This is a genomic window from Bacillus sp. MYb56 (assembly GCF_002976445.1).
GTDB classification, from domain to species: Bacteria; Bacillota; Bacilli; order Bacillales; family Bacillaceae_G; genus Bacillus_A; species Bacillus_A mycoides.
On record NZ_PCOH01000013.1, the window covers coordinates 118,400 to 145,071 of the forward strand.

At 37.5% G+C, this 26,672-nt stretch carries 25 protein-coding genes, 1 pseudogene and 1 other annotated feature; of the genes and pseudogenes, 5 read left to right on the forward strand and 21 right to left on the reverse strand.

Features of this window, described 5'->3' with window-relative positions; genetic code table 11:
• Window positions 1–12: 12 nt before the first annotated feature.
• Window positions 13–654, forward strand: a complete 642-nt coding sequence (locus tag CQ058_RS17080; RefSeq protein ID WP_002190745.1) for an RsfA family transcriptional regulator — start codon at window positions 13–15, stop codon at window positions 652–654.
• Window positions 655–810: 156 nt separating this feature from the next.
• On the opposite strand, the gene CQ058_RS17085 is transcribed toward CQ058_RS17080, so the two are convergent.
• From CQ058_RS17085 to CQ058_RS17135, 11 genes are all read right to left on the reverse strand, one after another.
• Window positions 811–1,578: a tRNA threonylcarbamoyladenosine dehydratase gene (locus tag CQ058_RS17085; protein WP_000903181.1), complete on the reverse strand. Its 768-nt coding sequence runs from the start codon at window positions 1,576–1,578 to the stop codon at window positions 811–813.
• 195 nt (window positions 1,579–1,773) lie between these two features.
• Window positions 1,774–3,549: an aspartate--tRNA ligase gene (gene aspS / locus CQ058_RS17090; protein WP_002015297.1), complete on the reverse strand. Its 1,776-nt coding sequence runs from the start codon at window positions 3,547–3,549 to the stop codon at window positions 1,774–1,776.
• A 12-nt stretch (window positions 3,550–3,561) separates the two neighbouring features.
• A complete protein-coding gene (gene hisS, locus CQ058_RS17095; RefSeq protein ID WP_033728251.1) occupies window positions 3,562–4,833 on the reverse strand; it encodes a histidine--tRNA ligase in 1,272 nt (423 codons plus the stop codon).
• A gap of 69 nt (window positions 4,834–4,902) precedes the next feature.
• Window positions 4,903–5,133, reverse strand: a binding site (T-box leader).
• Between the two features lie 54 nt (window positions 5,134–5,187).
• On the reverse strand, window positions 5,188–5,364 hold the full coding sequence (locus CQ058_RS31850) for a hypothetical protein (protein WP_001242605.1): 177 nt from the start codon (window positions 5,362–5,364) through the stop codon (window positions 5,188–5,190).
• 268 nt (window positions 5,365–5,632) lie between these two features.
• The gene (locus CQ058_RS17105; protein ID WP_002015302.1) at window positions 5,633–6,073 is read right to left on the reverse strand and encodes a D-tyrosyl-tRNA(Tyr) deacylase; all 441 of its coding nucleotides are present in this window, start codon (window positions 6,071–6,073) and stop codon (window positions 5,633–5,635) included.
• Window positions 6,074–6,090: 17 nt separating this feature from the next.
• Complete coding sequence (gene relA / locus CQ058_RS17110) at window positions 6,091–8,274, reverse strand: GTP diphosphokinase (protein WP_002167636.1); 2,184 nt, start codon at window positions 8,272–8,274, stop codon at window positions 6,091–6,093.
• A gap of 211 nt (window positions 8,275–8,485) precedes the next feature.
• Window positions 8,486–8,998, reverse strand: coding sequence for an adenine phosphoribosyltransferase (locus tag CQ058_RS17115; RefSeq protein WP_002015305.1), 513 nt, complete (start codon window positions 8,996–8,998; stop codon window positions 8,486–8,488).
• Window positions 8,999–9,063: 65 nt separating this feature from the next.
• Window positions 9,064–11,385, reverse strand: a complete 2,322-nt coding sequence (recJ, locus tag CQ058_RS17120; RefSeq protein ID WP_002190749.1) for a single-stranded-DNA-specific exonuclease RecJ — start codon at window positions 11,383–11,385, stop codon at window positions 9,064–9,066.
• A 101-nt stretch (window positions 11,386–11,486) separates the two neighbouring features.
• The gene (locus CQ058_RS17125) at window positions 11,487–12,380 is read right to left on the reverse strand and encodes a cation diffusion facilitator family transporter (protein ID WP_002190750.1); all 894 of its coding nucleotides are present in this window, start codon (window positions 12,378–12,380) and stop codon (window positions 11,487–11,489) included.
• Between the two features lie 307 nt (window positions 12,381–12,687).
• Window positions 12,688–14,955 carry a protein translocase subunit SecDF gene (gene secDF / locus CQ058_RS17130; RefSeq protein WP_002190751.1) on the reverse strand — a complete coding sequence of 756 codons (2,268 nt, stop codon included), beginning with the start codon at window positions 14,953–14,955 and terminating at the stop codon, window positions 12,688–12,690.
• A gap of 282 nt (window positions 14,956–15,237) precedes the next feature.
• On the reverse strand, window positions 15,238–15,522 hold the full coding sequence (locus CQ058_RS17135) for a post-transcriptional regulator (RefSeq protein ID WP_002112000.1): 285 nt from the start codon (window positions 15,520–15,522) through the stop codon (window positions 15,238–15,240).
• A gap of 186 nt (window positions 15,523–15,708) precedes the next feature.
• Between CQ058_RS17135 and spoVB the strand changes: the two genes are divergently transcribed.
• Entirely contained in the window at window positions 15,709–17,268 is a 1,560-nt protein-coding gene (spoVB, locus tag CQ058_RS17140; RefSeq protein ID WP_002190753.1) for a stage V sporulation protein B, read from the forward strand.
• Window positions 17,269–17,297: 29 nt separating this feature from the next.
• Here the strand turns inward: spoVB and CQ058_RS17145 are convergent, their stop codons facing one another.
• Window positions 17,298–17,954, reverse strand: coding sequence for a DUF421 domain-containing protein (locus tag CQ058_RS17145; protein WP_002015314.1), 657 nt, complete (start codon window positions 17,952–17,954; stop codon window positions 17,298–17,300).
• A 104-nt stretch (window positions 17,955–18,058) separates the two neighbouring features.
• On the opposite strand from CQ058_RS17145, the gene CQ058_RS17150 reads away from it, so the two are divergent.
• Entirely contained in the window at window positions 18,059–18,442 is a 384-nt protein-coding gene (locus CQ058_RS17150; RefSeq protein ID WP_002190755.1) for a TIGR04086 family membrane protein, read from the forward strand.
• 37 nt (window positions 18,443–18,479) lie between these two features.
• Here the strand turns inward: CQ058_RS17150 and yajC are convergent, their stop codons facing one another.
• From yajC to ruvA, 6 genes are read right to left on the reverse strand one after another with little or no spacing between them, the layout of a single operon-like run.
• On the reverse strand, window positions 18,480–18,740 hold the full coding sequence (gene yajC / locus CQ058_RS17155) for a preprotein translocase subunit YajC (protein ID WP_002034132.1): 261 nt from the start codon (window positions 18,738–18,740) through the stop codon (window positions 18,480–18,482).
• Between the two features lie 27 nt (window positions 18,741–18,767).
• Window positions 18,768–19,907 carry a tRNA guanosine(34) transglycosylase Tgt gene (gene tgt / locus CQ058_RS17160; RefSeq protein ID WP_002015319.1) on the reverse strand — a complete coding sequence of 380 codons (1,140 nt, stop codon included), beginning with the start codon at window positions 19,905–19,907 and terminating at the stop codon, window positions 18,768–18,770.
• A gap of 12 nt (window positions 19,908–19,919) precedes the next feature.
• Complete coding sequence (gene queA, locus CQ058_RS17165; RefSeq protein ID WP_002190757.1) at window positions 19,920–20,972, reverse strand: tRNA preQ1(34) S-adenosylmethionine ribosyltransferase-isomerase QueA; 1,053 nt, start codon at window positions 20,970–20,972, stop codon at window positions 19,920–19,922.
• Window positions 20,973–20,991: 19 nt separating this feature from the next.
• A complete protein-coding gene (locus tag CQ058_RS17170; protein ID WP_000138161.1) occupies window positions 20,992–21,192 on the reverse strand; it encodes a DUF2905 domain-containing protein in 201 nt (66 codons plus the stop codon).
• On the reverse strand, window positions 21,189–22,190 hold the full coding sequence (gene ruvB, locus CQ058_RS17175) for a Holliday junction branch migration DNA helicase RuvB (RefSeq protein ID WP_000344470.1): 1,002 nt from the start codon (window positions 22,188–22,190) through the stop codon (window positions 21,189–21,191). The genes CQ058_RS17170 and ruvB overlap by 4 nt, the downstream gene beginning before the upstream one ends.
• Window positions 22,191–22,195: 5 nt before the next feature.
• Window positions 22,196–22,813 (reverse strand): Holliday junction DNA helicase RuvA, encoded by a 618-nt coding sequence (ruvA, locus tag CQ058_RS17180; protein ID WP_002088786.1) that lies wholly within the window; start codon window positions 22,811–22,813, stop codon window positions 22,196–22,198.
• A gap of 189 nt (window positions 22,814–23,002) precedes the next feature.
• Here ruvA and CQ058_RS17185 point away from each other — a divergent pair, with 189 nt between their 5' ends.
• On the forward strand, window positions 23,003–23,947 hold the full coding sequence (locus CQ058_RS17185; RefSeq protein WP_002167632.1) for an iron-hydroxamate ABC transporter substrate-binding protein: 945 nt from the start codon (window positions 23,003–23,005) through the stop codon (window positions 23,945–23,947).
• A gap of 10 nt (window positions 23,948–23,957) precedes the next feature.
• On the opposite strand, the gene CQ058_RS17190 is transcribed toward CQ058_RS17185, so the two are convergent.
• Window positions 23,958–24,473, reverse strand: coding sequence for a BofC C-terminal domain-containing protein (locus CQ058_RS17190; RefSeq protein WP_002167631.1), 516 nt, complete (start codon window positions 24,471–24,473; stop codon window positions 23,958–23,960).
• 431 nt (window positions 24,474–24,904) lie between these two features.
• On the opposite strand from CQ058_RS17190, the gene CQ058_RS17195 reads away from it, so the two are divergent.
• Window positions 24,905–25,348, forward strand: a complete 444-nt coding sequence (locus CQ058_RS17195) for a branched-chain amino acid ABC transporter substrate-binding protein (protein ID WP_080019298.1) — start codon at window positions 24,905–24,907, stop codon at window positions 25,346–25,348.
• 32 nt (window positions 25,349–25,380) lie between these two features.
• Here CQ058_RS17195 and CQ058_RS17200 read toward each other — a convergent pair whose 3' ends face one another.
• Window positions 25,381–26,028 (reverse strand): YhcN/YlaJ family sporulation lipoprotein, encoded by a 648-nt coding sequence (locus CQ058_RS17200; protein WP_002190763.1) that lies wholly within the window; start codon window positions 26,026–26,028, stop codon window positions 25,381–25,383.
• 180 nt (window positions 26,029–26,208) lie between these two features.
• A pseudogene (locus CQ058_RS17205) lies at window positions 26,209–26,672 on the reverse strand (spore coat protein); the annotation flags it as partial.

The window sequence follows — 26,672 nt, forward strand, 5'->3', positions numbered from 1 at the left end:
GAGGGTTCGCTTATGAAAACACGTCAAGATGCATGGACAAAAGAAGACGATCTCCTTTTAGCCGCAACTGTTTTACGACATATTCGCAGCGGAAGTACACAAATAAAAGCATTCGATGAAGTTGGTGATACATTAAACCGAACTTCAGCAGCTTGTGGCTTTAGATGGAATGCTGAAGTAAGACCATATTATGAAGATGCGGTGCAAATCGCAAAAAAACAACGTAAAGAATTAAAGCGTTCGGAAGCTAAAATAGAAAAAGAGCAGTTCACACAAACTCGGCAGCTCGTAATCGATGCCGAGTTTTCAGAAGATATTGTCCCAAATAAACAAGATCTTACAATGCAAAATGTCATCTCATTTTTGCAAAACTTGGAGCACAATAACCCTTCACTCGCAAAGTTACAAACTGAAAATGACGTATTACAAGATCAGCTCACTTCCCTGCAAAAAATGAATAATGAACTTGAAGCAAAATTAGCTGTTCTCACAAAAAAACAACAAGCAATCGAAGAAGATTATGCAATGCTTGTTAGAATTATGGATCGTGCTCGAAAACTTGTTTCGGTCGAAGAACAAGAAGAGCAAATTGCTCCGATTTTCAAAACCGATCAAAATGGAAATTTAGATATTATATATTCTGCAGAAAACTAAAAACAGGGATGCCACTTTTTCAACTAAGTGACATCCCTGTTTATTTTCCCTTAGTGAAAAAGCACCACAGTAAATGAAATTATATTAACGATTCGACATCGACATTTCTTTAAAACATACAAAAAGCATATATCCTAAACGATATATGCTTCCTTTTTATTCTTGCCCTACACGCTTCACTTCTACGTTTTTAATACGCTCACGTACAACGTGACTTGCCATAATTAAACCAGCCACAGATGGTACGAACGCATTTGAAGAAGGTGGTAATTTCGCTTTACGAATTTTTGCATTTTCGTCTGGTACGATTTCTTTACGTACTTCTTCACGAATTACGATTGGGTTTTCGTCAGAGAAGACAACTTTTACACCTTTTTTAATACCATCTTTACGAAGCTTCGTACGAATTACTTTCGCAATTGGATCTGTATGTGTTTTAGAAATGTCCGCAATACGGAAACGAGTTGGGTCCATTTTATTTGCCGCACCCATACATGAGATAATTTTGATTTTACGACGTAAACATTGTTTAATTAAATGAATTTTGAACGTAATCGTATCAGATGCATCTACTACGAAATCTAAACCGTGTTTAAAGAACTCTTCATATGTTTCATCTGTATAAAACATCTCTAGTCCAATTACTTCACACTCTGGATTAATATCTGCAATACGCTCTTTCATTAATTCTACTTTTGAACGTCCTACAGTAGATACTAACGCGTGAATTTGACGGTTTACGTTTGTAATATCTACAACATCTTTGTCAACTAATACAAGACGTCCTACGCCAGAACGTGCTAACGCTTCTGCCGAAAATGATCCTACGCCGCCAATACCTAAAATACCGACTGTACTATTTTTTAATATTTCAAGGCCTTCTTTTCCAAAGGCTAATTCATTACGTGAAAATTGATGTAACATTCAGCTCTACACTCCTATTACAAAAATGGTCTACCATGTATTCTAGCCTTTTTCCGACTATTTGTATAGAAAAAGTTATAGAATTCCTAAAAATACATATTTCAAACAAGGAAAACATAATGTAAACCGGACTTTTTAAACAACCTCTATAAAAAAAGCCTAGATGGGGTTAGTATAACCATCTAGACTCTATTCTTACTTCTCTTCTTTCAAGCTCAATTTTAAGCTTAGCTCTTCAAGCTGAGCTTCTGCAACTGGGCTTGGCGCTTCTGTTAATAAGCAGCTTGCGCTTGCTGTTTTCGGGAATGCAATTGTATCACGAAGGTTCGTACGACCTGCAAGTAACATAACAAGACGGTCTAAACCTAATGCGATTCCGCCGTGTGGTGGTGTACCGTATTCGAATGCTTCTAATAAGAATCCGAATTGTTCTTGTGCTTCTTCTTGTGAGAATCCAAGTGCTTTGAACATTTTTTCTTGTACGTCACGCTCGTAAATACGAAGTGATCCACCACCAAGCTCATAACCGTTTAATACAAGGTCATATGCTTGTGCACGTGCTTTTTCTGGTGCTGTTTCTAATAACTCAACGTCTTCACGGAATGGCATTGTGAATGGGTGGTGAGCTGCGAAGTAACGATCTGCATCTTCATCGTACTCAAGAAGTGGCCAATCAGTTACCCATAGGAAGTTAAATTTACTTTCGTCAATTAACTCAAGTTCTTTACCTAGACGTAAACGAAGTGCACCTAAGCTATCTGCAACAACACTTTTCTTATCTGCTACGAATAGTAATAAGTCACCAGCATCCGCTTCTAATGTACTCATTAACACGTTTGCCTCTTCTTCACCGAAGAATTTCGCAATCGGTCCTTTTAAGCCGTCTTCTTCAACTTTAAGCCAAGCTAGACCTTTTGCACCGTATACTTTGGCGAATTCAGTTAATGCATCGATGTCTTTACGAGAGTATTTGCTCGCTGCACCTTTTGCGTTAATCGCTTTTACTTGTCCGCCGTTTTCTACAGCACTTGTAAATACTTTAAATCCACAACCTACTGCAAATTCAGATAGGTCTTTTAGTTCCATTTCAAAGCGTGTATCCGGCTTATCAGAACCAAAGCGAGCCATTGCATCAGCATATTTCATACGAGGGAATGGTGCACTAACTTCTACACCTTTTGCATCCTTCATGACTTTCGTCATCATACGCTCCATCATTTCTAAAATTTCATCTTGTGTTAAGAATGATGCCTCGATATCAATTTGCGTGAATTCCGGTTGACGGTCCGCACGTAAATCTTCGTCACGGAAACAACGTGCTACTTGATAGTAACGCTCAAATCCACCGACCATAAGAAGCTGTTTAAATAGCTGCGGAGATTGAGGTAATGCATAAAATTCACCATCATGCACACGGCTTGGTACTAAATAGTCGCGAGCTCCTTCTGGCGTGCTCTTCGTTAAAATTGGTGTTTCAACTTCTAAGAACTCTTCTGTATCTAAGAAGTTACGAATTGTTTTCGTTACGTCATGACGCATTTTGAATGTGTTAAACATTGCAGGACGACGTAAGTCTAAGTAACGATATTTTAAACGCACATCTTCTGATGCATCTGTATCATCAGCAATAATGATTGGCGTTGTTTTCGCTGCGTTTAATACATTTACTTTCGATGCTTGTACTTCAATACGACCAGTTGCCATATTATCATTAATTGCGCCTTCACCACGTTCAACAACTGTACCTTCTACGTGCAATACGTATTCGCTACGAATCGTTTCTGCTACTTCTAACGCTTCTTTTGATGTTTCTGGATTAAATACAACTTGTACGATACCTGTACGGTCACGTAAGTCGATAAAGATTAATCCACCTAAATCACGGCGTTTTTGTACCCAACCTTTTAATTGAACTGTTTGTCCAACCGCTTCTACTGTTACTTTTCCGCATGCATGTGTTCTTTCAGCCACTTTAAGTTCCCCCTATATTAATTTCTCTGCTACATATGAAGCAAATACATCTAACGCTACTTCTTCTTGTCCGCCTGTTGCCATATCTTTTAAGTTAATGATGCCTTTATCTAGCTCATCTTCCCCTAATACAGCTACGTATTTCGCATTTAAACGATCTGCAGATTTAAATTGTGCTTTCATTTTGCGATCTAAATAATCTTTTTCAACTGATAATCCAGCTTTACGAAGATCGAACGCAACTTTTGCAGCACGATCTTTCGCTTTTTCACCAAGTGCTACAACGTAACAATCAATACTATGTTCAATTGGTAACTCAATATTTTCAGCCTTCAGCGCCATAATTAAACGCTCAATACTCATCGCAAAACCGATACCTGGCATTTCCGGTCCACCGATTTCTTGTACAAGTCCGTTATAACGGCCACCGCCACTTAATGTTGTGATAGCACCGAAACCTTCTGCCTCACTCATAATTTCAAAAACAGTGTGTTGGTAGTAGTCTAAACCACGTACTAAATTCGGATCTTTCTCAAATGGAACATCCATCATCGTTAGTAGTTCTTGTACTTTGTCGTAGTATACTGCTGAATCTTCGTTTAAGTATTCTGTAATAGATGGTGCTGTTCCCATTAATTCATGGTTACGGTCCTTCTTACAATCTAAAATACGAAGAGGGTTCTTTTCTAAACGAGATTGGCAGTCAGAACAGAACTCACCGATACGTGGCTCGAAGTGTGCGATTAACGCATCACGGTGCGCTTGACGGCTCGCTGCATCACCTAAGCTGTTTAATACAACTTTAATATTTTTTAAGCCCATGCCGCGGTAAAACTCTACAGCAAGTGCAATTACTTCTGCATCAATCGCAGGATCGTTACTACCGATTGCTTCAATACCGAATTGTACGAATTGACGATAGCGACCTGCTTGTGGTCTTTCGTAACGGAACATTTGACCAATATAGTATAATTTCGTTGGTTGTGTTGCATCACCGAACATTTTGTTTTCAACGTAAGAACGTACAACAGGTGCAGTACCTTCTGGACGTAATGTTAAACTACGCTCTCCACGATCTTGGAATGAGTACATTTCTTTTTGTACGATATCTGTCGTATCACCAACACCACGTAAAAATAGCTCAGTGTGTTCAAAAATTGGTGTACGAATTTCTTTATAATTGTAACGACGGCAAATTTCGCGTGCTTGCCCTTCGATATACTGCCATAACTCAACGCTACCTGGAAGAATATCTTGCGTTCCGCGTGGGATTTGAATAGACATATTCAGTTCCTCCTCAAATTGTTTTAATCTTAATAAAAATAAAAAAACTCCCGCCTCTACTGTTTGAACAGTAGGGACGAGAGTATTATACCCGTGGTGCCACCCTAATTGAAGCACGTATGCTTCCACTTTTTTAATAACGCTTAAATTTGCGTTCATCTCTACTAAGCATATATGCCGTTCAAGTTGAAACCTCTAGAGTGTCATTCAATCAGTCATCATGCAGAAATGTTTTCAGCCTAAGACATTTCTTCTCTTTCCATGTGTGTCTCATTTACTCTTCTCTATCAACGGTTATATTCATATGTAAATATAAAATTACTATACGTTTGTTGAGTAGGATTGTCAAGTACTCTAAGAGCGCTCAATCTGCTTCTTTAGACGCTTTACATCTTGAAGAGAAATCCCAAACTCAGAAGCGAGCTCCATTGAAGTATTGTTTTGCTCTTTTGAAATAAAATCATGAAAATTTACGTTAAACAGTTGATTTGCACCATTTGTAACAGAATGCCCTTTTTCATTCATACGCATACGTATATCCCTCACATTCAATATAGATGTTTTACTTTTTATTGTTCCATATTGATGAAAGAGTTATACATAACCGAAACAGCTATTGATTCCAAATAAAGTGAAACTTTAATGAATAGGGGTTTTGTCCATCGCCACTCATTATTAGCCCTCACTAATCAGGCTTTTACGAGCAGTGGATCTCCCACAAATAGCGGGATAAATGAACAAAACATACAACAATGTATGAAAAAAGAGAGGACCTATAATCCTCTCTTCTTGGACAACACTATTTACTTTCTACAATTAAGGTCACCGGACCATCATTGATTAAAGAAACGTCCATCATTGCTCCGAACTGTCCTGTCTCCACATGTAGTCCTTGTTTACGAACTTCTTCATTAAAGAAATCATATAAATGTTCTGCATAATCAGGTTTCGCAGCATCCATAAAGTTTGGACGTCTTCCTTTACGGCAATCTCCGTATAATGTAAATTGCGAAATAGATAGAACTTGTCCCTTCATATCAAGTACAGAGTGGTTCATCTTTCCGCTCTCATCTTCAAAAATACGTAGGTTTGCAATTTTTTCTGCGATATAAGTTGCATCTTTTTCTGTATCTTCATGCGTAATGCCAACTAGTAATGTTAAACCGAATGGAATTTGTCCTACAATCTCGCCATCTACTGTGACAGACGCTTCCTTTGATCGTTGTAAAACAACTCTCATCTTTTCTACACTCCCTATTAATGCATCATGCGTCGTACGGCATAAATTTCTGGAACGCGTTTAATGCGCTCTACTACTTTTTTCAAGTGTTGTAAGTTTCGAATAGAAATCGACATGTTAATCGTTGCCATCTTATTACGATCACTTCTACCAGAAACAGCTGAGATATACGTCTTCGTTTCTGTAACAGCTTGTAATACTTCATTCAATAAACCACGACGATCATAGCCTGAAATTTCAATATCAACATTGTACTCAATTTCTTTTTCAGGACTACCTTCCCAATCTACTTCTAATAAACGCTCCACCGCTTCTTCTGTATGCACATTGACGCAATCGCAACGGTGAATTGATACGCCTCGACCTTTCGTAATATACCCAACGATATCATCGCCTGGAACTGGGTTACAGCATTTTGATAAACGAATTAACAAATTATCTGCACCACTTACCTTTACACCAGAATCCCATTTTCGAATTTTCATCGGTTTACGAACTTCTTTAACTTCAACGATGTCTTCTTCTTCACGTTGTTTACGGAACTTGTCCGTTAGTCGCGTAACAATTTGCGCTGCTGTAATTCCGTTATATCCAACTGCTGCAAACATATCTTCTTCATTTGCAAAGTTAAACTTCTCAGCGACACGTTTTAAATTATCAAGCGCTAATACTTCTTTCATCTCATACTCTAAGCCACGCACTTCTTTTTCAACAAGTTCACGGCCTTTTTCAATATTTTCATCTCTACGTTGTTTCTTAAAGAATTGACGTATTTTATTTTTCGCATGAGATGTTTGAGCAAGCTTTACCCAATCTTGACTTGGACCATACGAATGTTTCGATGTTAAAATTTCAATGATGTCACCAGTTTTCAACTTATAATCAAGCGTCACCATTTTCCCATTTACTTTTGCACCAATTGTCTTGTTTCCAATTTCCGAATGGACACGATACGAAAAATCAATTGGAACAGAGCCAAGTGGTAATTCCATTACATCGCCTTTTGGTGTAAAGACGAATACCATGTCAGAGAATAAATCAATTTTTAATGACTCCATAAATTCTTCTGCATTAGAAGCTTCATTTTGCCATTCTAATATTTGACGGAACCAAGTTAGTTTCTTCTCTAATGTACCCGTTGTTTCTGCTGCTTTACCTTCTTTATACGCCCAATGTGCCGCGATTCCGAATTCTGCAATCTCATGCATTTCTTTCGTACGAATTTGCACTTCTAGCGGATCACCTTTTGGTCCAATTACAGTCGTATGAAGAGATTGATATAAATTTGCTTTCGGCATTGCAATATAATCTTTAAAACGACCTGGCATTGGTTTCCAGCACGTATGAATAATTCCAAGCACCGCATAGCAATCTTTAATACTATTCACAACGACACGTACAGCTAGTAAATCGTAAATTTCATTGAATTGTTTATTTTGCAATGCCATTTTACGATAAATACTGTAAATATGTTTTGGTCTTCCAGAAATCTCAGGTTGAATTGAAACCTCTTTTAATTTCTCGCGAATGCCAGTCATTACTTCATCTAAATATTCTTCACGCTCTGCACGTTTACGCTTCATTAAATTCACAATACGATAATATTGCTGCGGGTTTAAATAGCGAAGTGACGTATCCTCTAACTCCCATTTAATAGTACTAATTCCGAGTCTATGTGCTAAAGGTGCAAAGATTTCTAACGTTTCATTTGCAATGCGACGCTGCTTCTCTTGAGGCAAATGTTTCAATGTACGCATGTTATGAAGACGATCAGCTAGTTTAATTAAAATAACTCGAATATCTTGAGCCATTGCAATAAACATTTTGCGATGGTTTTCTGCTTGTTGCTGCTCATGGGATTTGTATTTAATCTTTCCAAGCTTTGTAACACCATCGACAAGCATAGCGATTTCTTTATTAAATTCCCGTTCAATGTCTTCTAATGTAATTTCTGTATCTTCCACTACATCATGTAAGAAACCTGCCGATACTGTAGCCGGATCCATGTGTAAATCAACTAAAATACCTGCAACTTGAATTGGGTGAATAATATATGGTTCACCCGATTTTCTATATTGTTCGCTATGTGCATCACGCGCATATTCATAGGCACGTGCCACTAGCTCAATATCTTCATCCGCTAAATATTGACTTGCTTTCTCGAGTACCTGTTCAGCTGTTAGTACTTGCTCATTTGCCATCGAATCACCTTTTATTGAAAATTGACTTTATCTTTATTGAATAGAATAAATTATATTCTATCATTATAACCCAATGATTGTGAATTGTGAAAAGGAAAAGATTTTACTGACATTTCACCATGTTTTTTTGTGCAATTATACAAAAGTACCCGCTCCTCTCCAAGAGATTCACGGGTACTTTTTTATCACCGTAGTTTCACCTATATAATGATTAGTATTTTTCTAATACTAATACATCGTAACCATCTAACATTTTACGACCATCTAAGTAAGTAAGCTCTACTAAAAATGCAATTCCTGCTACAACTCCACCAAGTTCTTCAACTAGTTTAATTGTCGCTTCGATTGTTCCACCTGTAGCTAATAAGTCATCTGTAATTAATACACGTTGGCCGGGCTTAATTGCATCTTTATGGATTGTTAAAACATCCGTTCCATATTCTTTACCGTAGTCAACTGTAATTACTTCACGTGGTAATTTTCCTAATTTACGAACTGGTGCGAAACCTACTTCTAATGCATAAGAAACTGGGCAACCAATAATAAAACCACGCGCTTCTGGTCCTACTACAACATCAATGTCTCTTTTATTTGCATACTCAACGATTGCATCTGTTGCTGCTTTATATGCTTTTCCGTCGTTCATTAAAGGTGTAATGTCTTTAAACACAATACCTTCTTTCGGATAATCTGGTACAATTGCGATATGTTGCTTGAAATCCATATTTCTGAATCCTCCTCAGATATAAAAGGTTTGTAAATACAAATCCTTTACCCTAACTGTTCTACTTATTTATGATCACGAATCGTTTCAAACCATGTATATAGTTGCTGATATGTGCTATAAACCAATTCTTTCTCTAATTGTAAGTGGTTCATTTTCTCACGATATGTGTTCGATTCAATTAAATCACGCTTTTGTTTTTTGTCTGCCATAAAAATGACACCGTCTTTTATTGTAACAAATTCTAACTCAAAAAACACCTGTGTCATGAAATTTACTGTATCTTTTGACCAACCTTTATGACGACACAGTTGTTCCCCATATTGCCTTAAAGAAAATGGTGTTTTTTGGCTTAAGAAAGAATAGTACCATTTAAAATGTTCCCTCGTTGGGACCGTACTAAATAAATGATTATTCTCTTGATAAAATAGCGTGTAAATTCGAGCTGGGAATCCAACCTTAAATACATCACCTAATTCATCTGTTCCTTTCGGCAAATCAAGTAGCACAATGTATTGATCATCAAAATGAGCTACCTCTGATGCATGCACGAGCTGTTCTTTATAGCCTTCTAAAGAAAATTTATTCAATACCTCTTCAGAAAAATACACCATTGTTATTTTTTCTTTCGGAAGTTCTGCTAAATTTGCTTCTACATTACGCATACTACGCCAGTCAAATAATTGCCATGCCTCTACAGCAATATCTTGCACCATTAATTGCGGCTTTTTAAAGTTATTCCATTCATTAATGGACACTTCTCCTACTACAGAAACCTTCGCAACTGGAGAGATTTCTTTCGCATAAGTACCAAATCCAAATCCAATCGTGTCCAGTGTTGCTTGTCCATCACGAAGAGCCATTTTTAAATGCGAACCATCAGATCCAATTGCACGGATACTTTCTAAGTCGGCATCTTTCACCGCAATACGCGGTTTCGGATTTCCTACGCCAAATGGCGCTAACTTTTGCATATCCTCAATCGCGGCAAGCGTTACATCCTCTACTTTACAAAATGCATCCACTGCTGTAATCGGAATAAAATCTTCTGCTGTTAAAATTACATCTGCTTGCTCATTTAACCTGCGTCTTAATTCATCCACATCATTCATATTAAGTGTCATTCCCGCTGCCATCGGATGACCTCCGAAATGCGGTAACAATTCACGGCAATCTGAAAGGTTTGCAAACAAATCAAATCCTGCAATACTACGAGCCGATCCCTTTGCTGTTTCTTTATGAGGATCAATGCTTAATACAATCGTTGGACGATAAAAACGTTCAACTAACTTAGAAGCGACAATTCCAATTACCCCTGGATTCCAACCTTCTTTTGCAAGGACTAATACTTTATTTTCTTCTGGCGGGAAATTATTTTCGACTTCAGCGATAGCTTCTTCAGTAATTTGCTTTACAATATCTTTTCGAAGTTTGTTCAGCTCATCAATTTCTTCAGCTAGCTCTTTCGCTTCCTCTGGATCTTCTGATAATAAAAGGTGTACAGCAGGTGTTGCATCTTCCAAACGACCAACTGCATTAATACGAGGTGCGAGTGCGAACCCGATGCTTTCTTCTGTAATTTCGCTTTGCGAAACGTTAGCAACTTTAAATAACGCCTTTAAACCGATATTCCGAGTCATTCGCATATGCTTCAGTCCACGCTGTACTAACAATCTATTTTCACCGTGAAGCGATACTAAATCGGCTACCGTACCGATTACTGCAATTTCCAACAAATGCTCTGGTACACGACCCAAAAGTGCATGTGCAACTTTAAATGCAACACCAACACCCGCTAAATAATGAAACGGATAAACCCCGCCTTCTAATTTCGGATGAATAATCGCAAGTGCCTCTGGTAATTCCGGTGGTGGCTCATGATGATCTGTAATAATAAGATCTATTCCAAGTTCCTTCGCTACCTTCGCTTCATGTACCGCTGCGATACCAGTATCGACAGTAATAATTAGTGAGAACCCTGCACTGTGCGCCCAACGAAACGCTTCTTCATTTGGCCCATAGCCTTCAGTAAAACGATTTGGAATATAAAACTCTACTTCTGCACCTAATTCTTTGAGAGCAAGATATAACACAGTCGTACTACTTACTCCGTCCGCATCGTAATCGCCAAATATTAATATTTGTTCTCCATTTTCAATAGCTTTTTTCACACGTTCTACAGTCCGATCCATTCCTTCAAGTAAAAATGGATCATGAAATTCTTGATCTGCTGTATTTAAAAAGTCTACAATCTTATCTTCTGTATTTAAGCCTCTGCCAAGAAATAATGAAGTCACAAGAGGTGATAGTTGCAATTTATTTGCTAATTCACTCACTAGTTCCTCATTATATTCTTTTTCTTTCCAACGCGTCTTCGGTTGTAACACGAAATCACCCCTTAACCTATCCATTATACAAGACAGATTAAGGGGTGACAATATAATGCAAACTACGATTCGATATCTATATAATTAAATATCTGTTATGTTTAATTTGGAGAATACGGATTAATATGTACAAAAACGTTTTGTACGTTATCTTGTTTCATAAGTTTTTCTTTTACATGTTTTCCGATGCGGTGACCTTCTTCTACAGTGATATATGGATCTACAGATACTTTAATATCGACAATAACATAGTGGCCATGTTCTCTTGCATATAAAGAGCCGATTTTTTTCACACCTTCCACTTGAAAAACTGCCTCCCTAAGCGGAACAACATCTTCTTCATGCAGAACATGATCGAGCGTTGCATGAATAGCTTCTGCTCCAATACTCCATGCCATCTTAGCAACGAGAATTGAAACAAATAATCCCGCAATTGGATCGGCATATACAAGCCAATCTATACCTAACTTACTGCCGATAATAGCTGCACAAATGCCGATTAAAGCTGCAATTGAAGAAAACACATCCGAACGATGTTCATATGCATTTGCAATAATTGCAGCACTATTTATCCTCTTCCCTAATCGATATTTATACTGAAACATCCCTTCTTTCACTACAATCGAAAGAATAACTGCAAAAATCGTAATTCCTTTTGGTGGTTCCAAATCTTGTGAAAAAGCTTTTATAGACGAAATCGCTATCTCTATTCCAACAATAAATAATAATACCGCAACAATAATCGCTGAAATCGATTCCGCTTTACCATGACCATACGGATGATCTTCATCAGGCGGTTGCTTTGCCGCTCGTAATCCAAAAAGTACAGCTAACGAGCCAATTACATCTGATCCAGAATGCACTGCATCCGCTAAAAGTGCCTTACTGTTTCCAATATAACCAATTACCGCTTTTACAATCGCTAATATAATATTACCAACGATTCCGACAATAGCACCAAACTCGGCCTGTTTAAAACGTTCATCTTTTTCCATAATTGAAATCCCTTCTTTTCTTAACCTATCTTTTTATCCCGCTATTTGCGGGCAGTAAGCCCCCCACCTCAAAATCCAGCAAATACAAGGAAGTTAGGTGGGAGATCAACTGCCCGTAAAAGCCCGATTGGTGAGGGCTAATAATAAGTGGGGATGAACAAAACCCCCACTTATTAAAGTTTCACTTTATTTTAACAAAATCAGCGATAACATCACCACTTTATTCCATTTCATTCTTTCAAAAGTTGCTATCTTATTGTATCCACAAACGAAAAAAGAGATGCCTCATAATGAGACATCATCTTTTTTATACTTGCGGTTCAGGTTCTTCTTTCTCAACCTTCTTCTTGTTTTTGCCCTTTTTCAAACGACGGTTTTCAAGCATTAACCAAATTTGAGAAGCAACGAAAATAGAAGAGTACGTACCTACAACTAATCCAATTAATAATGCAAGTGAGAAGTTACGCAGTGATTCACTACCGAAAATAAGTAGTGTGATTACTGGGAATAACACTGTTAACACTGTATTAATTGAACGACCAATTGTTTGACGAATACTTGAGTTTACGATTTCTTCTAAATCTTTTATGTCGCGAACTCGTTTTTTCTGTTTGTATAACTCACGGTTTCTATCAAACGTAACGATTGAGTCATTGATAGAGTAACCAATAATCGTTAATACCGCAGCGATAAACGTTAAGTCTACCTCTATCTGGAAAAGACTAAACATAACAATCATAACGAATGCATCATGTAATAATGCGATTACTGCAGATACTGCGTACGTAAGACGGAAACGAATACTTACGTATAAAACGATTACTGCAGAAGCAATTAGTACTGCGATAAATGCATTTCGTGCAATCTCTTTACCGATTGTCGGCGAAACTGTACTTACGTTTGGATCTGTGCCGTATTTATCGTGGAAGAATGTTTTTGTTTTCGCAATTTCATCTTTCGATAGAACACCTACTGTACGAACTGCGAAACCTTTATTGTCATCTCCGGTCGGTACAATATCTTCTTCCTTCACATCGATGTTCAATTCTTTCAAATCTTTATGAACATTAGAAACAGTAGTTGCTTGTTTTGATTGCAAGTCGATACGTGTACCACTTGCAAAGTCAATACCAAGATTCATTTTGAAAATCGGTAATATAATTGCCCCAGCAATGACAACTACAATTGAGAATAAGAAGAATTTATGACCGATATTTACGAAGTTAATACGATCAAATCTCGTCGGTGGATGTACTACACCTTTTGTTAATGGAATAATATCCTTTTCCTTAACACCAAAGTAAGATAATTTCTTATCAAAGTAACGGCTCTTTACAAGTAAACCTAGTAAGAAACGAGTACCGAATACGTTCGTAATGAAACCAACTAAAATACTTACGATTAAACTTGTTGCGAATCCTTTTACAGAGCTATTACCGTAAGCGAATAATACACCAGCTGCTGCAATTGTTGTAATGTTCGCATCTAAAATTGTCGATAATGAACGATGGTTACCAGCACGGAATGCTGACATCATCGACTTACCAATTTTAAGCTCTTCCTTCAATCTCTCGTACGTAATGATATTCGCATCAACTGCGATACCAACCCCGAGCACTAATGCCGCAATACCCGGTAACGTAAGAACTGCATGCATCCAGTTAAAGACAAGTAATGTAACGAAAATGTATAAACCTAACATAATAACCGCTACAAGTCCTGGTAAACGGTAGAATACAAGCATGAATAAGAAGATAATAGCAATACCAATCGCACTAGCGAAAATCGTTTGCTCTAATGCTTGTTGACCAAATTTCGCTCCAACAGATGTTGAATACATTTCTTTTAAATCAACAGGAAGTGCACCTGCATTTAATAAAGATGAAAGTTCTTTCGCACTTTCAACTGTAAAGTTTCCACCTACGATAGATACTTCAGCTTGGTTAAATACTTGGCTTACTGTTGCTGCTGATAAAAACTTCTGATTATTCGTTTTTGCAGATTCTGCTTTATATGAATCTTTTCCTTCTTCAAAATCAAGCCAAATTACCATTAAATTCGTTGGTGGTGGCATTTTTGAAATCTTTTCAGTTACTTCACGGAATTTTTCAGCGCTTTTTAGTGTAAGACCTACGCTCGCACGGCCTTGCTCATCAAATGTTTGCTTCGCTCCGCCGCCTTTTAAATCCGTTCCGTCCATAAGCAGGTTATCATCCACATCACGGAATGTTAGTTTCGCTTGTGTTGATAACATTTCACGTGCTTTTTGCTGATCTTGTACACCAGCAAGCTGTACACGAATTCGATCTTCCCCTTCGATTTGAATGTTCGGCTCACTTACACCAAGAACATTGACACGATTTTCAAGAGCACCTACTGTACTTACAAGTGCATCACGATCGATTTTATCACCTTTTTTGGCTGGTTTTACTTCATACAGAATTTCAAAACCACCGCGAAGGTCTAGTCCTAGACTAATTCCTTTTGCTATGTCTTTTCCTGCCGCACCAATTACTCCACCAATTAATAAAACGATGAGGAAAAAGGCGGCAATTCTTGTACCACGCTTTGCCATATGTACCCTCTTTCTGCTACTAACACTTTCAATAAATCTCTTACGATTCATTTTCGCACGTGTGCATACGCCTAGTTAGTAGACTTACTTTCTATAAAATACATGTATTTCCGCTAGTTCATCACTAGCTGTGTCGGTAAGCTTTTCACAATACCTACACTATTCATTATTTATTTTTCCTCTTCACTACCTCCTTTATATATAATCTTAGACATAATTAATTCCTCTTTATCAATACCTATCATTATACTGCAAAAGGAAGAACAAACCAATTACAGTCGGTTATTTATTTTCATATTCATCAAACGACCAAAGTGGCGCTTGATATGCTTCAACAGTTAAATAATTCATATATTCATTAGTACTTACTCTTAATACATCATTTACTAATTCATATAACCTAACATCACTATCTATCTTTTTCCACTTTTTCGCCTTGAGAAACTTCCAAATATCATTATCTGTCACTCGGTCGTAACCGAACATTTGAAACTCTTCTACTTTACTTTCTAAAACGACTTGTAACTGTCCGCGGTATGATTCTACCAAAGCCTCTTTATCCAACATATATAACATCTCCTTCTTATTTCAGCACGAAAAGTCGCTTTTAATCCCGCTCTAATGGACAGTAATAACTTCTTTCAAGAGTACCCTTCATACTTCACTCTCTTAAATGCTTGTCATTCTTGTCTCATACGTGCATATAAATTATTGTAAATCATTCCATTGATTTTGAGAAGGTAGGAGAAGAGTATGACGAGACAAAGCTTTTTAAAAGGCGCATTTATTTTAATGATAGCCGGTTTTATTACAAAAATCCTTGGATTTATTAACCGCATTGTAATGGCACGTATTTTAGGCGAAGAAGGCGTTGGCCTTTATATGATGGCTGTCCCCACCTTCATTTTAGCAATTACATTAACACAAATTGGCCTTCCTGTTGCAATCGCAAAATTTGTAGCAGAAGCGGAAGCAGTGAACGATAAGCAAAGAGTTAAAAAAATATTAACTGTCTCGCTAGCCGTTACATCCATTATTAGCATCATTTTAACAATTGGGATTATGCTACTCACACCTATTTTAGCAAAAACATTATTAACAGATGAAAGAACTTACTATCCATTAATGGCTATTTTACCTGTCGTCCCTGTTATTGCAGTTTCTTCCGTTTTACGTGGTTATTTCCAAGGGAAACAAAACATGAAGCCGAGCGCTTACGCTCAAGTCATAGAACAAGTTGTCCGCATTACAATTATCGCTGTATGCATTCGGTTATTTTTACCTTACGGCGTAGAATATGCTGCAGCCGGTGCTATGCTATCAGCTGTTCTAGGTGAAGTTGCATCTTTATTATTTTTACTTACTTTATTCCAACGCGAAAAACATTTATCTATACGCTCTGGATTTTTCACTACTGTAAAGGAGAGCAAAAATACGTTTTATTCCCTTATGGACATTGCTTTACCAACTACAGGAAGCCGTTTAATTGGTTCCGTTTCTTATTTCTTTGAACCTATCGTCGTTATGCAAAGCTTAGCGATCGCCGGCGTTGCTGCTTCTGTCGCAACTCAGCAATACGGTATATTAAACGGATATGCGTTCCCACTTCTATCACTGCCAGCCTTTATTACATATGCTCTTTCTACAGCACTCGTCCCATCAATTAGTGAGGCAATGGCAAAGAGACAACACAAATTAGTAGAACACCGATTACAACAAGCACTTCGAATTTCCTTAATAACCGGCGGATGGTCAGTCGTTATATTATATGTATTTGCTTCTCCAGTTTTAACTCTCATGTACGGATCAGACAACGCGGCCGCATTCATCCAGCTTCTTGCACCTTGCTTTTTATTTCATTATTTTCAAAGCCCCCTTACATCTGTGTTGCAAGCTTTAAACTTAGCACGCGCTGCTATGATGAACACATTTATTGGCGCTATCGTAAAATTAATCGTTATCTTTGTACTCGCTTCACGCCCAGAGTTCCAAATGATGGGGGTTGCCCTCGCCATCGCAGCAAATATAGTAACCGTAACATTCCTTCACTACGCCACTGTTTTAAAGAAAATTGCATTTACCATTTATGCAAAAGACTATATTTTCGGCGGAGTTGCTATCGGGATTGCTGGTACCTTCGGTTTTTATCTTCATAAGTATATCGTTTTTTCTCATTCACTTGGCATACAAACATTATGGGAAATCACTTTAACAACAATCGTTTATATCGTTCTCCTCTTCGTTTTCAAACTCATTCGAAAAGAAGAATTAAGTCGTCTCCCTATCATTCGGAAACTTTCATTTTTGAAGTAAGCAGGCTTGCCATTCAAAATGGTAAGCCTCTAATTTTCTTTCAAATCAACGAAAAACTGTCCATTTTGAAAACTACAATATAAAATCTGTTTCACATCTTTATAACCTAAGTTATTCAGTTTCTCAACGAGCCACCCATCTGTATGTTCGATCATTTGCAAATGATTGTATTGAATTTCTCCATCAATAATTAGTGGGAGTGTAAAAATTGGTGTATCATTTTTGCTCTTTTTACTTTTTTGTTTTTGAAAGACAGATAACTTTCCAGATGGTTCTAAAATAGCGTATTCTACATCACGCACATCTCCGATTCCTTGCTCACGTAGTTGCATCAATAAATCATCTATGTTATATCGCTGCTTCCGCATCTTTTTTTCATCAATTTTACCTGCATTCACAAGAATTGCAGGCTCCCCTTCTATTAAATGCCGAAAACGCTGAAACTTTAAAGAAATGACCGACAAAATGATTTGTATACACATAAGAAAAGTCATTGGAACTAATTGATGCCAAAGTGATTTATCTGTATTTTCGATTGCCACTACAGCCATTTCACCGAGCATAATGAATACAACTAAATCTAATACACTTAATTCTCCAATTTCACGTTTACCCATAAGACGAAAAATAATTAAAATGATTATATACAAAAGCATTGTTCGTCCGATTATTGATACCCATTCCATTTCTACATCCCCTTTTTTTTACTTATAGGCTCCCCTACAAAAAAGAAACTAGTCTAACTTAAACAAAATGAAAATATGCTTGTATTAAAAAGGGGGAATGCATAATGGATGGAACGAAAAAATTATCGAGCGCAATCGGCTTCGGTATTATTACCCTATTAATCCTCGCATCTATTACAAGTATGATCATGGCTCTTTTATTAAAATTTACGAATATTAATGAAGGGACATTAGTAATTACTATTTTTATAATAGCCCTTCTATCTATGCTTATGTCTGGATTTATTGCTGGTAAAAAGGCACAAGGAAAAGGATGGCTAGTAGGTTTCACAACAGGCCTTACATTCGCTCTTCTCGTCTTTCTCGTTAACTATTTAGGCTTCTCTCAAACTTTATCGAACTCACAGTTACTCTACCAATTAGCATTAATGGGTGCGAGTACACTCGGAGGTATTTTCGGTGTAAATATGTCAAAACAAAATAGTTAAAAAAAGGCCCTGCACATTTCATGCAGGGCCTTCATCATTAGTTTTTCACAACTTCACGAATCGCATTGCGATCAAAAGTTAAGTGTGAACCACCAGATTTAACAACAATTTTCGTTTCATCCACTGATTCGATTGTAGCGTGTAAACCACCGATTGTTACGATAGCATCACCTTTTTTGATTTCATTTTGCATTTGAGCAACTGCTTTTTGACGCTTTTGTTGCGGGCGAATTAATAAGAAATAGAAAATCGCAAACATCGCAACAATCATAACGATATTCATCATACCTGCATTCATCTTGTGTTCCTCCTTTTAAATTATGTATTAGAAGTTTTTAGCATTCGGTTTATTAAAGCCATACTGTTCAAAGAACTCTTCGCGGAAATCGCCAAGACGGTCTTCACGAATAGCTTGTCTCACCTGCTCCATTAAGTTTAACAGAAAATGAAGGTTGTGATAAGACGTTAAACGAATTCCGAACGTTTCATCACATTTCATTAAGTGACGAATGTACGCACGAGAATAGTTTTTACATGTGTAGCAATCACAGTTCGGATCAAGCGGCCCGAAGTCTCTAGCGAATTTCGCGTTTTTCACAACTAAGCGGCCTTCACTTGTCATACATGTACCATTTCGAGCGATACGAGTCGGAAGTACACAGTCAAACATATCAACACCGCGAATCGCACCATCAATTAACGAGTCAGGAGAACCTACACCCATTAAGTAACGTGGTTTATCATCAGGAAGAAGTGGTGTTGTAAACTCAAGAACACGATTCATAATATCCTTCGGTTCACCAACAGATAGACCGCCGATAGCATAGCCAGGGAAGTCCATTGAAACAAGATCTTTCGCACTTTGACGACGAAGTTCTTCAAACTCCCCGCCCTGTACAATACCGAATAAACCTTGATCTTGTGGACGTTCATGCGCCTTTAGGCAACGCTCTGCCCAGCGGCTTGTACGCTCTACCGACTTTTTCATGTATTCAAAAGTAGCTGGGAACGGTGGACACTCATCAAATGCCATCATGATATCTGAACCTAATGCATTTTGGATTTCCATCGCTTTTTCTGGAGATAAGAATAATTTATCGCCATTTAAGTGATTGCGGAAATGAACGCCTTCCTCTTCAATACGTCGGAAATCACTTAAGCTAAATACTTGGAATCCACCTGAATCCGTTAAGATTGCACGATCCCAGTTCATAAACTTATGCAAGCCACCTGCTTCACGAATAATTTCGTGGCCTGGACGTAGCCATAAATGATACGTATTGCTTAAAATAATGCCAGAATCCATTGCTTTTAATTCTTCTGGTGACATTGTTTTAACTGTTGCAAGTGTACCAACTGGCATAAATGTCGGTGTATCAAATGAGCCGTGTGGCGTGTGCACTCGACCTAAACGCGCACCCGTTTGTTTACAAGTTTTAATAAATTCATAACGAATTGCTGTCATAATTTACTCCTTTTATTTGTTTCTCATTTTAGCGTGAGATGCAACGAACATCGCATCACCGAAACTAAAGAAACGATATTTTTCTTTTACTGCTTCATTATAAGCATGAAGTACATTATCTCTATTTGAAAATGCACTTACAAGCATAATTAATGTTGATTTCGGCAAATGGAAGTTTGTAATTAAACCATCAATTGCTTTAAATTCATATCCTGGGTACATAAAAATATCTGTCCAGCCAGAAGCTGCGCAAAGCTTACCACTATTATCTGTCGCAATCGTTTCTAACGTACGAGTTGATGTCGTACCTACAGTAATAATACGGCCGCCATTCTCTTTCACGCGGTTTAATAACGCCGCAGTCTCTTCAGACATATGGTAATACTCTGCGTGCATATGATGCTCTTCAATAGTATCTGCAGAAACTGGTCTAAAAGTTCCAAGTCCTACATGGAGTGTAATGAATGCTAACCCGACGCCTTTTTGCTTCAATTTCTCAAGTAACTCTTCTGTAAAGTGAAGGCCAGCCGTCGGTGCTGCTGCTGAACCGATTTCCTTCGCATATACCGTTTGATAACGATCGCGATCTTCTAGCGTCTCTTTAATATATGGAGGAAGTGGCATTTCTCCAAGCTCGTCTAAAATTTCATAAAAGATGCCGTCATATGAAAACTCAAGTTGACGCCCACCTTGATCTGCTGTTCCAATGCAAGTTGCTTTTAACTTTCCTTCACCAAAAGAGATGACAGTTCCTTCTTTTACACGCTTCGCTGGCTTTATAAGCGTTTCCCACTTATCGCCTTCCTCTTGTTTCAAAAGAAGCACTTCAATGTGTGCACCTGTATCTTCTTTCACACCGTGCAAGCGAGCTGGCATCACTTTCGTTTCATTTAAAACTAAGCAATCCCCCTCTTGTAAGTAAGAAATAATGTCTGTAAAATGTTTATGCTCAATATCTCCTGTTTCACGGTCTAACACCATCAATCTTGATGTTTCACGCTCTTCAAGCGGAATTTGTGCAATGAGTTCTTCTGGTAAATGAAAATCAAACAGATTAATATCCATAACTGTATCCACCTATTTCTTATTTGAATCGATTTATTATATACATAATGAAAGATAATGCAATACTTAACACAATACATGTAATGATAGGAAAATAAAAGGTAACGTTACCTTTTTTCACAAAAATATCGCCTGGAAGCCTTCCTATGAACTTCCAAGCTAATCCAACAACAATGAGCAAAATACCAGCTGTAATAAGCAGCTTTGGCATCTCCGTCATACTTTGGGCATCTCCATTCCGAAATGCTCATATGCGAGCGGTGTTACGATCCGGCCTCTTGGCGTTCTTTGTAAAAAGCCAATTTGTAATAAATACGGCTCATACACATCTTCAATCGTATGAGATTCTTCCCCAATCGTTGCTGAAACAGTTTCTAATCCAACTGGACCACCGCGGAACTTTTCAATAATACCAAGCAGTAATTTATGGTCGATATGATCAAGTCCTAATTTATCTACTTGTAATAGTTCTAACGCCATTTGTGTAATTTCCATCGCAATCGTTCCGTCACTGCGAACTTGTGCGAAGTCACGTACACGTCGTAATAGACGATTCGCAATACGAGGTGTACCACGGGCACGTCTTGCAATTTCTAATGCAGCTAACGAATCTATTTCAACTTCAAACACTTCTGCTGTGCGTTCTACAATCGCAGAAAGCTGATCTACTGTATAGTACTCTAATCGTGAAAGTACACCGAAACGGTCACGAAGTGGTGCTGATAATGCACCTGCACGCGTCGTTGCCCCAACTAGCGTAAATGGAGGTAAATCTAGGCGTACAGAGCGAGCTGATGGTCCTTTCCCAATAACGATATCAAGGCAAAAGTCTTCCATCGCTGGGTATAGCACTTCTTCAATAGATCTATGCAAACGATGAATTTCATCAATAAATAATACATCTCCTGGCTGAAGCGCTGTTAATACAGCTGCTAAATCTCCTGGTCTTTCAATTGCGGGACCTGACGTCGTTCGAATGTTAACACCCATTTCATTGGCAATAATATTCGCAAGCGTCGTTTTACCAAGTCCAGGTGGGCCATATAAAAGTACGTGATCTAACGTTTCTTCACGCATTTTCGCCGCTTCAATAAACACTTCTAAATTATGTTTCGCTTTATCTTGGCCAATGTACTGACGGAGCGTCTGTGGCCGTAATGAATACTCTAAATCCGCATCTTCGTATCCAGATTCCCCTGAAAGGAGACGTTCGTCCATTATACTCACCTCTTACCATTTAGTAAAAGACTAAGTGCCTTTTTAATATATTGATCCGTCGTTAGTGATTCTTTTAATAACTCTGGTACAACGCGAGAGACTTCTCGTTCTGCATAGCCAAGTGCACGCAGTGCTTCCAGTGCTTCATCAAGTTCAACTGATGAACCTTTCTTCGTATCAAAACTTTCAGTATCTGAGAACAAATCAACAAACGCATCTGGTACAACATCTGCTAGTTTTCCTTTTAAATCTAAAATCATTTGGCGCGCTGTTTTCTTTCCGACGCCTGGGAACTTCACTAAGAACTTCTCATCTTCATGTTCAATCGCTTGAACGACCTGTCCGGTTTGACCAGAAGCTAAAATTGCAAGAGCACCTTTTGGTCCAATCCCCGATACACCTAACAATTTTGTAAATAATAAACGCTCTTCACGTGTTTTAAAACCGTAAAGTGCCATAATATCTTCTCTCACATAATGATATGTATAGACACGGATTTCTTGCTTACTTCTTTGAAATACATACGGATTTGGTGTAAAAATTTGATAACCAATTCCATTATGGTCAATTACGACATATTCCGGTCCTACATACTCCACGTAACCTGTAACATATTCAAACAAAATACGATCTCTCCCTCTCAAATCATGTATTCCATTTTAACATATTTAACAATAGAAAAGCGAGACTGCCCCAACAAATGTTCCCCGTTTACAATTTCCGTTTTTTTCTATTGACATAAATACAAAAAGAACATTACTATACAGGAGTCAATAATGATTATCAATATTAATTAAAGGGGTTACATCAGGATGAAACAAAAGCTATTTATTTTATTTACTATCATGCTAGTTGTTCTTTCTATCGTTGGCTGTTCTTCTCAAAAAGAAGAAGAAAAAACAAAAGAACAACCGAAAACAAAAGTTGTAAAACATGCTAAAGGGGAAGCAACAATTCCAGCTAATCCAAAGAGAATTGTTGATTTATCTGGATCAACAGAGGAATTATTAATCCTTGGACATAAACCTGTTGGCACAGCAAACACATATAAAGATAAAATCCAAAATCATTTAACTGAAAAGTTAGACGGAGTAAAAGCAGTTGGCTGGTATTGGGCACCTAAAGTTGATTTAGAGGCTGTTACTGCTTTAAAACCAGACTTAATTATTTTAAACAATCGTCAATTGAAAATTTATGATCAACTAGAAAAAGTGGCACCGACAGTTGTTCTGGAAACAAATCTAGAAGACTGGCGCGGTAAGTTTAAAGAAGTAGGTAAACTATTTGACGAAGAAAAGAAAGCAGACAAATGGATTGCAGATTACGATAAAAAAGCAGACTCTTTATCTAAAAAAATTAAAGAGAAAACAAAAGATGAGAACTTTATGTTCGTTGCAGTTACACCACAAAACTTCCGTGTATACGGTAGCTTCGGATACGGTGACATCATCTTTAACGACTTAAAGCTTCCAGCAACAAAAGGTACAGATTTAAAACAAACGATGGCACAAGTATCACTAGAAGGTCTTGTTGCATTCCAGCCTGATCAAATGTTTATTGTAAACTTCGGCGGAGAAGCTGATAAAGTGTACGAAGACTATAAAAACAGTGCGGTTTGGAAAGATAATAAAGCAGTAAAAAACAATCACGTATATGAAGTATCGAATGAAGCCTTCAATACGAAAGCATTCAATCCAATCGGAAAAGATATGCTAATTGATGAAATCGCAAAAGAGATTTTAGCTAAGAATAAATAAAAAAAGCAGCTCACCCTGAGCTGCTTTTTTTATTATTTTGCACTGCGTATTGCTTCATTTTTTCGATTGTCTTCACGAATCCTTCTTTTGACTTAATACGAATACCACGCTTTAGTTTTGCTCGCTCATAACTCTCAAGCTTTTTCATATCAATTTGAAAGAAGGAATGGATCGCGTTATCACTTTTCGGTACCCCTTTAAAAATTTGCAATATCCCTTCCTCTGAAACACCAAAATAACCGCTCGTTTTCAGTAAAGGAGAAATATCATCAACTTTCCTTTGTAATACGATTTGCACATCATCACGATCAACAAGTTGCCATTCTTTATATTGCTGCAAAAACTTTTCTAAATCCGCTACTTTTTCTGTCAGTATTTCCTCGCTTACTTCTCCATCAACATACATACGCTCTAATAAAATTGTAACTTCAGGTACTTTTTCTGTTATTTCTGCCCTCACATCGGATCCATAAGCTAAGCAAAACATCACAACGAAAGCTTGCACTGCAATTAGCATCCATTTCATTTCCGTTCACCTCTTCTAGGCAAAATCATACTTTCATTTGTAGCTTTTCCGGAAATGGGGGTTTTATCCATATAAACAATAGCATTAAATTTCTAAGGAAAATAAAAAATGCAGATAAGGGTTAATCCTCATCTGCATGTATCATTTACTTTTATATAAAATGAAAGACGCCTGCAAAGCAGGCGTCTGATGCGTTTACGGCGAAAGACCAGGCGACCACATTCGCGTGTTTAGCACTTAAGCATATCTCTCGACTTACGTAAATTAGCTCATCGCTTTGCTAATATAACATTAATAATGTATAACTGCAACATGTTTATAAAAATATTTCATTTCCTCTTCCATCCAAATAATTTTATGTAAATTATAAATTGATAATTGTAACATATATGTTACAATTAGTGTGACAGCGAAATCATAATAAACAGGAGATGGATATTGTGAAAAAAATAAAGGATGAACGTCTCATTCTTCAAACGTTAAAAAACATACGTATTGCCTTTCTTTTTCAATACATTGGTATAATTGGAATTTTAGGCTATATTGGATTCACTGAAGGAGCTAATCAAATTACGAAATCTCCATTATGGTTATTATTTATTCTTACAAGTATGTTATTTAGTTATTTACAGTTAAGTGTTTCAATAGATGTAGAAGAAAGTGAAAAGGAAATAAAGTTAACTCCTTATTACAAACTTGTCTTACGCTCTCTTATTGTTGGAATTATCATAGCTATTATTTATATCACTTTCAGTCCAGAAAGACCTCTGTTTGAAGCCATTCTAACAGGTAGTATTTTCTTCATATGCTTTTTAGCGTCTTACTCCGTTAGTTATTTTATAAAAAAACGCCGTTTACAAGACGACGATGAATAAAGAGGAAGGGCTAGCCCTTCCTCTTTATTTTGTTATCGCATAGTACCAGTCAGACCGTAACGAATGTCTCGGAACATATTTGTTATGTCACGATTAAAATCTTTTGTAGCTGTGCCGTTACGTAAACGCGTACTCATTGCATCGACACGAGTAAACATGTCATTTCTTACAGAAACATATACGTTTCTATTTCCAACTTCATTCGCAACAGCTTGACGAATTTCGTTCGCCATCGCTGTTTCATTCGTCGCTGTATTACGTGGTTTTACCGCAATCGCTACATCGTTTCCATATACAACTGTAGAAACTCGGTCTACGTTATTCATACGTTTCACACGATTCGTAATTTTCTCCGCAGTTTTACCATCATTGTTAATGTATGAATTGTTCATTGTAATATTACGAGTTGGATGTGGATTAGCAATTTGCCCATTGTAATTTACATCACGGTAATAATTATTATATCCTGTATCGTTACGACCGTTTCTATATGTTACATAATCTGTAGAACGATCGTTACGCGCTACATTATCACGATACTGGTGTGTATCATTATAAGATGTACGCTCGTAATTGTAGTTACGTCCATCCATCGCATTATTATCTTTTGGTGTACCACATGCAGCTAATGCACTGGTAACTAACAAAGAAGCAGCAATAACTTTTACTTTCGTATTCAATACAAAAACCCCCTCTGTTAGAATGAACTTCTCTTTCGAAAAGCTCCCCCTTATGATGAGTAACAGAGAGGTTTTTTACACTGTTAATATTTCACTAGGAATTTTCTAGCACTTAATGTAAATTCACCATATTCCTGACTATCACGAATACAAAAAAGGTGGGAATAACCCCACCTTTTTTTAAACTTCCTCTTCGTCCTCTTCTTCTGAAACTGGTTCTCCAAATACGTTTGGTGGGTCCGGCTGATAATACATCGTTCCTGGCTGTGGTGCATATGCTGGCTGAGTTGGTTGATAATATAAAGGATTAGCATATTGTGGTCCACCCGGTTGTGGACTATATAACCTACTTTCTCCTCCGCATCCACAATCTTCTTCACCTTGCACGAGTGGCGGCATATTATTATCCATTGGCATCATATTTGGATTTGGCATAGAAGTATATTGCGGCGCCATTTGTTGATACGGCATTTGATTGTATGGATTTTGTTGCTGATACGGCGGATATGGCGGCATCATTGGCTGTTGATATGGCATCATGTTTGGCATTTGATTGTTATCCATTATCGGCATCATGTTTGGCATTTGGTTGTTATCCATTATCGGCATCATGTTTGGCATTTGGTTGTTATCCATTATCGGCA